The organism is Enterobacter sp. CFEC122, from assembly GCF_052983755.1.
In genome coordinates, this window is record NZ_JBRIQR010000076.1 from 1 (window position 1) to 8,417 (window position 8,417).

The following is an 8,417-nucleotide window of genomic DNA, read 5'->3' on the forward strand; positions in this document are numbered from 1 at the left end:
AAGATTACATTTTGTCTCGAAGTATAATTCACTCCTGTGAAAACAAAAAATGTCTCTAAAAACTATCTAATATGATAGGTAATAAAAGGAGACAAAATTAGGAAAAAAACATCGAACAAGAACACAAAGAACGGGCTACGCTCGTTCTTTTTTTCGCAGTGAGTTCGACATAAGGCGGTTGCTTGCAACTGCCTTATCGAGATTAATATGAAGAAGCACAAACGCTAACGCGTTCGGCTTTGAATTTCTATTTGTATGTACTCGCCTGAGTAGTTAATGTACTTCTTCTTGAAAGTACCTAATACTTGCGAGTACATACAAATATCATTCAATTTCTTTTTGCACTAAGTACATACAAATTTCTTTTTTATTAAGTACACAAAAGTAGGGGTCGGCACTACGTGCCTAAAGTATTTCGCTGTACCGCTTCGCTCAAAGGGCGGGGTATCGGGCTGTTAAAGCCCTTAATGTACTTACACATACCATGTAATTTTTCTATCCAAAGGGGTGAAATTCTTTGTACAGAAACTTCATTTGGTGAATGTTATTGACTGCATTTCGTATTAAACAAATAAATACAATAACAATCAAGAAGTGACTTATTAGAAAAGGGAAAGGAAAACCTAATGCATAGAAAATATTTGAAGTTATTGAGATATAAGATGGTTCATGGTGAATCTTTTATCGATGAAGTAGAAGCCGTACTGTACAATCCTTTTGCCTATTCTGAATATAGACTTAAGGTATTAGTACCGAAAGATTATGATTTTGAACTGATTGCTGATTATCTTTATTTTATAAAAGATTCAAATAACGAGAGTGATGGTTTAGTAGTTACACTATTGGCAATTTATGTAAAAGAAGACGTTGAAAGATTCTTAGAGCTTGTAAGTACTGGTAATGATATGTGAGGTACTTAAAGTGATTAGAATGGAATTTAACACATACGATGATGGTACATACTACTTTCTCTATGTTAACGAGGATGTACGAATTGAAACAAACGGCGTTTCAGGCATACAGTTAGAAACGCACGATTCAAAAGTACGCGATTTAGGCGATCCATACATGTACTTATTAAACATCACTGAATGCAAAGACGAGTACTTTAATGAAAGTCTTATCAATCCGTTTGTAGATGAAGTGATTAAAGCAGTACAGGTACTATGTGCAAGTTTAGATATGGAAAAGTAATGAATGACACCCCTCAATCAGGGGTGTTTTTGTTTCTTAGGTGTGATGAAGTCTGAAATTGGTTTGTTTTTGTTATAGATTTCGTTTATATGTTCTGTGAGTGATGTATTAGTTTCTTTTACTGTTTTAAGCATGTCATCAATTTTATCTGTGTATTTTTTTCGTTGCTCAGGTTCGAGTGAGTATTCAATCATAATGTCTTCATATAAGGCATATAACTGCTCATATGTCTGGTAATAAATTTCACTTGCTGAATTTAACTTTGATATTGTGGTTTGTGCAGTGTCACTAAGTTCGTAGTTGATACGTTCAACAGTATTAAGTTGATTAATAATGGCACTTGATTCCTGCTGGAACTTAATAGACAACTTATCTAATTGATCTACAGTATCAATAATAAACAGGTTAGTTGGTGTACCAGTGCCGACTGTTTTCTTAAAGTTATGTAAAACTGCACTGATTGAAGTTTGAAAATGTAAACTGGTTGAACGAATATCAGGAAGATCATTAAAAATACTCTTCTCAATGATCCCGTAAGCAATATCATAATGCTTTTGTGCCATCCATTCAGGTACTTTCCGATACGCAAAATAAGCTACAATTAGAGTACCTAACGTTCCGGCGGTGTTCAGCCAATCTGAGACTGATCCAAGTTCATATCCTTTAGGAGTAGAAATATATAGGTTTATTAAAGCTAAAAGCTCAATGAATAGAATAAAATAAATTGTTGTGAGAAGTGTTTTTTTTAATTTCTTGCTTGCCATAGCAATAATAACCGATAGAAGAGTGTACGAACTTTACCGGTTCAATTATGCCCTTTAGAGCATAATTGAACCGTGATGATATAATTTAAAACTTCAAGTTATCGAGAATATCATTAATGTGTTTTTCTTCTTCTACTTCTCTATCCCGTTTGAGTTTAAAATATTCGTTAACATCCTCGAATGCTTTTTTTAATAAGTCGATAAATTCTTGAAGTGAATTTACATATGTCTTTGAAGTTGATATAGCGAGTGTTGCACCTTCAAAATTACATGGTAATACTAATCTTGTATCTCTGGTTGAACGAACATGCTCATTAAATCTCTCTATCCATCTTTCGGATGGAATAGCGGTAAGTTCAAAACTTAAAACATCAAAATACGGGGTGTTATTGTAGTCTTTTTGAACTGGTGAAGCGTCTCTGTGTAGACTTTCAATACTAACTTCATCAGATGTTAAGTTAGGCATTATTAACATAATTTATCCACTATTATTGAGTTGTTAACCAAGAGTCAGAATAACTATACTTTACGAGTGGAAACGCAATCAAGTACACTCTCTTGTTCACGCCCCCCCACAAATGGTGGTTTGTTGAATGTGTGTGGGTGGGCGTGTACTCAAAATGGTAATTCACCCTGGCTAAACCAATCATCTTCTTCATGAGCCTGATACATTCTGTACTCAGCATCCAAAAACGATAACCCCTCAATTACAGTACCTAATGGTTTCTCGTATATAAGTACGAAACAATCCCTTTTCTGTATCGATAGTTACATCAAAATTGATGAAGAATGAAAAGTATACTGATGATCCCCTGTTCAGTACCATCTATTCGGTGTTTGTTACCAGGTACTGTCCAGGGGGAATAATTAACTAACTATCGATGAATCAGATAATTATCTTAAAGAGAATCAAAACCACGAGTCAAAGAAGCTTGAGATCTTGTCGCAAACATAATCTTTGGCTTTTTTAAGAGGCTCTTTCACAATATTTGGAATTGGAGCATTATCTATAATGGAATCAAGGACATCTTTTACTGCTTCGGTAAACCCCTTTTTTGATTCTTGTTTAACCTCTTCAGTTTTATTTTCTTCACGAAGAGTACTATACACCGCAGCTTTAGAACGCTTTGGTAATCTTAAAACCATTTTCTTGACAAGATTGCTGATGTTGTATTTTGACGGAGCCGATACCGCGATACATCCATTATTATTCTCAAACAAGCGATTGTAAATATCAATTTCTTTACGCTCAAGATTTTCTATTTGTGTAGCAGAAGGGCGTTTCTTAGAGCCATCCCATTCGTATGAGGGTTCAATCTTGTCAGCTTGGTTTATTACAAACAAGATTTTATCTTCAGCACTAAGCGGCTTAATAACGTTTTTATAGAAATTTTCATCAGGACCGAGTGCTCTGTCGTCAGCTTTGATCACCCATAAAACCAAGTCAAGTGTTGGTATTAGTTCTTGATAAAGACTCTTATACTCGATGTCTCTTGCTTCACTTTCACCCACTCCTGGCAAATCAATAAGGGTAAGTTTTCTGCCCCCAACATCAATTTGTAACTCTTCAAGTTTTCTTGTGCAAGCCTCAACATGGCTAACTTTACAAACATCTTGCTGGAATATTGCATTACATAATGACGATTTACCTACGCCGGTTTTACCCATAACGCCAATACGAGGTTCATAGTCTATAACTTCTGTCAGTTTTTTCTTAGTATAACGAGAAATTTCAGGAGGTAGAGATGATAAAATATCATCTAAAATTTTAGACTTTTTATTGGCAGTATTATCATCATGTTTATTGCTACTATCAGTTTCATTTTCATTAGCACTTGGCATTTCTGAAAGACTTTTGGTGGCATTTTGAACTGCTTCAAGTTGCTTAGCAATTACACTTGACCATAATCCCATTTCAAACCCTTATGTATTAATTGATGTTTGTTATTTTATAATGATTAATTAACAAAATGTCAATTGGTTTCCACTATGCATTTATAGTGGCAACTTAAGTTAAATTAACTTGATTGCTAATGAAAGATATTATAGTACAATAAATAAAGCTTTTCATTACTGCAAGCTTACCGAACTAAACAGTGCTTCAAGCAATGCTAATACATAGGAACTTATTGAGCGAATTAGAATCTTATTAGGTATTCAATGAAAGGCCATTCTTACTTATACATAAACAGCACCATTACAAACTTTAAGTACTGCGATAATGTGATTGCACCCCTACAGGATAAGAACCATCACCAGATGCTACGAGCGGCAAGAGCTACCAGTACTTCAGAATGCGGGAGTATCAGCAGTACAAGGTTATTTGTACAGGTCAGTTCTATTCCATAAAGTTAATAGTTTGCTATAGATCTCAATAAATGAAGCCCTACCAGTTTTAAGCTTGGTAGGGCGTCATTTAACATTTAATTGAAGTTATAAGATAATATTTCGCCAGTTTCGCCATTGAATTTGCAGGAATACTGGACATTCTTATATGCACCAAATCCATTCTGTGCTTGAGCTTGGTCACCATACATTTCAATCACTTTTGAATCTTTACTAACCCATGCGTAAGTTACAAAAGCAGGGTTGGTAATCGAATCCTTCCATTTAAAGTCATACTTAGCTAATTTCTCGATAGCTCGCTGGCATTCATAAACAGGATTGTGGTGATTTTTTGCATAGCCAATCGGATTCTTATCTTCTTCTGCTTTACGTGCTTCCTGTTGAGCATCTTCTTTTGCTTGACCTTCCTGCCCCCAAATACCAAAAATTGCGACTGAGGAAACAAAGAAAACAGGTATTGCAAGTAATAAGCCTACGAAAATGATACTACCTTTCTCCCAATCCTTTTTTGTACCCTTATGCTTAACCCATTGATAGGCAGCAATAGCTATTGCTGCGGCTATAAACAGACTTGCTTGTAGATTCATATTCATTCCTTGCCATAAAAGAGCTATGAAATTGTCATTATGTAATTAGCGGCTATCATTTACTTGGTGTTCTTCTCAAGCATTTCAATGATTAGCTTTTTAGTTTCGATAGAGCACAAAGCCACGTAGCTTTCTTCATCATTAGAGTTAATCTTTTCGATGCGTGTACTTAATTCTTTAATGAATGAGTCGCTTCTAATTAACTCAACAACTGAGTTAGCAAACTCTTCTTTTTTCTTTTGAGAGTAAAGAGAAGGCATGAGATTACTCACCGCAACTGATGTAGTATGCCATTTTTCTGGACTAACTGCTTCTTCAGTAGCTTTCCTTAAATCTTCTTCTTTTTTCTTTTTGAAGAAACGTTTAAAGCCAAGTGTAAGAGTTAGAATAACAGCATTTATAATTTGCTCTTGAACAGACTTTGGTAACTTAGTGAACAACTCAAAGAACTTTAAGATCACAGTCAGCATAAAACTAACCTCGTATGTGTGTAGATCGTAAAGATTATCATAAAGTACTTAAATAGTTCAATCACCAAAAATGGTAAATAAACAAAATAGGTTCTCCCTGAACTTTTTAAAGACCGCGTAGTTTCGCCGCACTCTTTGAATAGAATATATGATGTTATGAACCTAATTCATTCACAATACGAGGAAATATGACGTACTTACAATTAGCAAAAATCTACGGATACGACCCTGCAACAGTTAGCCGTGATTGGAAAGCAAAAGGTTTAGATATAAATGGAACAGACGATGAGATCTATCAATGGGTACAAGATAATGTACTAACACCATTGAGAGGTCAAACAGATTTAAAAGAAGAAACTCAGCGTGAACAATTACGATTAGCAAAAGCTAAAGCAGACATTGAAGAAATGGAAGCTGATCTAAAAAGAAGAAACTTAGTAGAAGTGGATTATGTAACTGACTCACTTTCAAGTTACTTACTTCAACTAAAGAACATGTTGCGTAGTATTCCAAACACAACTTATGTAGAACTCTTTGCAAGTGAAGATGCAAACCAATTGAGGGAAACGCTAAAAGATAAAATTGATGAAGTACTCAGAGATATTGGAAATTATGAGTACGAGGAAGATGAATATGAAAATGGATTTTCAGAATCAGAAGAAGCTAATAAAAATATTGAACCAGGCGGTGAAGAACATACTACCGCCAGAGAAGATCAAACCGAGTGAATGGGTAGAGAAGAATCTTAAATTCTGCGATGGTGAGTTACAAGGCTCACCAATGCGTTTGTACGAATTTCAGAAACAACCGTTAGATTCAATTATAGAACCAGGGGTACGCAAGGTAGTACTAATGAGTTCCGCACAGTTACTAAAAACAACAATAGTTACTGGTGCATCCCTGTACTTTCTTCAACATGATCCATCAAACATGGTAATTGCTGGTACAACAGCAAATACAGTTAAGAAGTATAAGAATGGTAAGTACGACCCAACTATCCAGCTAACACCATCACTTGCAAAGTTAATCACGAGTAAATCAGACAAGACCAAAACTAACGATGCAACCACGCAGGAAACTACCGTTGGTACTTTCAACTATTTCGTTAGTCTCTCAAGCCCAAGTACCCTACGTGGCCTCACGGCTAAGCGTGTTTTCTGTGATGAGATTTCAGGGGTAGATATCGAGGGTGATGAAGGGAACCCCATAGCCCTTGTATCACAGCGTTGTGAGTCTTTCCGTGACTCATTAATCATGATGTGCTCTACGCCGTTAGTACCTGATGATCCCATATGCCAGGAATTTGCTATGAGCGATCAGAGGTACTTTCACGTACCTTGCCCTGAATGTGGTGATGAACAACGCCTGATATGGAAAAACGTTATATTCGAATGGAAGGTAATAGACGGTGGCCGCCGTTCTATCCCTGATGCAGATACCGCCTATCTTGAATGCCCGCACTGTAAACACCAGTACTCAGAAGCCGAACGCGTAAGAGCAGTATCACAAGGACGTTGGATCGCTACACATCCAGAGATTAAGGATGTGAGGGGCTATCACATATCACGTTTGTACTCTCCGGTTTCGTCGATCCGCAAGCTGGTACAGGATTTTGCAGAAGCGTTTAAGAACTTTGACCATATGCGTTTTGTGAACAACGCATTAGGCGAACCATACATTGATAAAGAGAACGTAGAACACGATTTAACTCTACTGGAACAGTTACGCGATTTTGATATTGATATACATAACATACCTAATGATTGTGTAGGTTTAGCATATGCGGTTGACCAACAATTAGACCGCCTGGAATGTACCTTAGTTGGCATATCGGAAAAGAACTATTATGTACTCGATCATCGTAGCTTCTATGCAGTCGATTGTAATAAATATGACTCGCCAGCATATGTAGAATTACAAAGTTTTATAAATAATACAAAGCTAAAAACGAAAAATGGAACACCTCTACGAGTACTTCAGGTATGGGTAGATAGTTCTAATGGTGCTGCAACCAATACCATCTACCGATTCTGTAATAAAACAGGTAATGAGATATACAAACCTATCAAGGGTGATGGACGTACAACTATTCCTCTATACAAAGAAAGTACATCGGGTGGTTATAAGTTCATGCTACTTAACGTTAACGAAGGAAAGAACCGTATCAGGAAGCTACTTAACGCAGCTATGAACGATGAAGCACATGAAGGTAAAAGAATCCATTTTAGCCATTCATTACCGGATGATGCATTCCTTCAGTACACCAGTGAAAAGCGAGTTATGAAAGGTGGTCAACTTGTTTGGGTGAAGCGTACTGGTTCAAAAGATGATCGTAACGAAATGCTTGATACGCTCAACTATTGCCTAATTAGCTTTGAATATATGTTAAATAAATTGGGTGTTGATGCCTATAAAAAACTAAGGAACTACAACGCCAATATAGCTAAAACTAAATACAGTGAAGAAATACAAACTAATGATACACCTATAGAACATGTTCCAGTACGTAAACAACGTAAAAGGCGTATGGGGGGAAGAAATTGGTTTAATGAATAAGGAATAAACATGGCAACACGCAGCGTTGATTTCACCTCAGATATTATCAAAGGTGAAAGCATTGTGTTTAGTTTTGCCGCAGATTCTAAAGTAGATATAGTAGATGTGGATGGGATTAAAATTTCATATACCTATCCATATTCAGTAATTGATACTTCAAACTGGAAATCAGGTGCATATACGGCAATTATCAATGATAAAACATTTGCTGTACGTACCTTTCAGATAGTAGATCCAACTGCGACAGCAAATAAATACAATCAATACCTATCTATCATTGATGAAATAAATATTGTTATAGAGTCTAAAGTACAGGGCGGTGGTGTAATCACTCAGAGCATCAACAATAAAAGCCTAACTACAGAATCTATGGACGCATTACTAAAACTCCGCACTCACTATACAAAACTTGCTAACCAAGAATTAGCACGTATGAGGGGGCTTTCTTCTGGTAATCCTGACCTGCTCCCCGTTGATTAGTACACCCCGATGTTAGTAAT

Annotated in this window: 10 protein-coding genes; 5 read left to right on the top strand and 5 right to left on the bottom strand. The window is 36.2% G+C overall.

Annotated features, from left to right (window positions below; translation table 11 throughout):
- Positions 1–626: 626 nt before the first annotated feature.
- Positions 627–911 carry a hypothetical protein gene (locus ACVCAM_RS25550; protein WP_447093730.1) on the top strand — a complete coding sequence of 95 codons (285 nt, stop codon included), beginning with the start codon at positions 627–629 and terminating at the stop codon, positions 909–911.
- 10 nt (positions 912–921) lie between these two features.
- Positions 922–1,194 carry a hypothetical protein gene (locus ACVCAM_RS25555; RefSeq protein WP_447093731.1) on the top strand — a complete coding sequence of 91 codons (273 nt, stop codon included), beginning with the start codon at positions 922–924 and terminating at the stop codon, positions 1,192–1,194.
- Between the two features lie 17 nt (positions 1,195–1,211).
- Here the strand turns inward: ACVCAM_RS25555 and ACVCAM_RS25560 are convergent, their stop codons facing one another.
- The 5 genes from ACVCAM_RS25560 to ACVCAM_RS25580 form a co-directional block, all read right to left on the bottom strand.
- Positions 1,212–1,958, bottom strand: a complete 747-nt coding sequence (locus tag ACVCAM_RS25560) for a hypothetical protein (protein WP_447088343.1) — start codon at positions 1,956–1,958, stop codon at positions 1,212–1,214.
- 85 nt (positions 1,959–2,043) lie between these two features.
- A complete protein-coding gene (locus tag ACVCAM_RS25565; RefSeq protein WP_191185304.1) occupies positions 2,044–2,433 on the bottom strand; it encodes a hypothetical protein in 390 nt (129 codons plus the stop codon).
- A gap of 434 nt (positions 2,434–2,867) precedes the next feature.
- Positions 2,868–3,872, bottom strand: a complete 1,005-nt coding sequence (locus ACVCAM_RS25570; protein WP_191185305.1) for a GTPase family protein — start codon at positions 3,870–3,872, stop codon at positions 2,868–2,870.
- A gap of 509 nt (positions 3,873–4,381) precedes the next feature.
- A complete protein-coding gene (locus ACVCAM_RS25575) occupies positions 4,382–4,891 on the bottom strand; it encodes a hypothetical protein (RefSeq protein ID WP_191185306.1) in 510 nt (169 codons plus the stop codon).
- A gap of 59 nt (positions 4,892–4,950) precedes the next feature.
- The gene (locus ACVCAM_RS25580; RefSeq protein WP_447093732.1) at positions 4,951–5,361 is read right to left on the bottom strand and encodes a hypothetical protein; all 411 of its coding nucleotides are present in this window, start codon (positions 5,359–5,361) and stop codon (positions 4,951–4,953) included.
- A gap of 188 nt (positions 5,362–5,549) precedes the next feature.
- Between ACVCAM_RS25580 and ACVCAM_RS25585 the strand changes: the two genes are divergently transcribed.
- From ACVCAM_RS25585 to ACVCAM_RS25595, 3 genes are read left to right on the top strand one after another with little or no spacing between them, the layout of a single operon-like run.
- Entirely contained in the window at positions 5,550–6,089 is a 540-nt protein-coding gene (locus tag ACVCAM_RS25585) for a hypothetical protein (protein WP_447093733.1), read from the top strand.
- Entirely contained in the window at positions 5,995–7,917 is a 1,923-nt protein-coding gene (locus tag ACVCAM_RS25590) for a terminase gpA endonuclease subunit (protein WP_447093734.1), read from the top strand. Before ACVCAM_RS25585 ends, ACVCAM_RS25590 begins: the two co-directional genes overlap by 95 nt.
- A gap of 9 nt (positions 7,918–7,926) precedes the next feature.
- Entirely contained in the window at positions 7,927–8,397 is a 471-nt protein-coding gene (locus ACVCAM_RS25595; RefSeq protein ID WP_447093735.1) for a hypothetical protein, read from the top strand.
- Positions 8,398–8,417 lie beyond the last annotated feature (20 nt).

Bases quoted from the DNA above. Each gene is read 5' to 3' on its own strand.
- ACVCAM_RS25550 (WP_447093730.1), top strand. From the start codon at position 627: ATGCATAGAAAATATTTGAAGTTATTGAGATATAAGATGGTTCATGGT.
- ACVCAM_RS25560 (WP_447088343.1), bottom strand. From the start codon at position 1,958: ATGGCAAGCAAGAAATTAAAAAAAACACTTCTCACAACAATTTATTTT.
- ACVCAM_RS25565 (WP_191185304.1), bottom strand. From the start codon at position 2,433: ATGTTAATAATGCCTAACTTAACATCTGATGAAGTTAGTATTGAAAGT.
- ACVCAM_RS25570 (WP_191185305.1), bottom strand. From the start codon at position 3,872: ATGGGATTATGGTCAAGTGTAATTGCTAAGCAACTTGAAGCAGTTCAA.
- ACVCAM_RS25575 (WP_191185306.1), bottom strand. From the start codon at position 4,891: ATGAATCTACAAGCAAGTCTGTTTATAGCCGCAGCAATAGCTATTGCT.
- ACVCAM_RS25580 (WP_447093732.1), bottom strand. From the start codon at position 5,361: ATGCTGACTGTGATCTTAAAGTTCTTTGAGTTGTTCACTAAGTTACCA.
- ACVCAM_RS25585 (WP_447093733.1), top strand. From the start codon at position 5,550: ATGACGTACTTACAATTAGCAAAAATCTACGGATACGACCCTGCAACA.
- ACVCAM_RS25590 (WP_447093734.1), top strand. From the start codon at position 5,995: ATGAAAATGGATTTTCAGAATCAGAAGAAGCTAATAAAAATATTGAAC.
- ACVCAM_RS25595 (WP_447093735.1), top strand. From the start codon at position 7,927: ATGGCAACACGCAGCGTTGATTTCACCTCAGATATTATCAAAGGTGAA.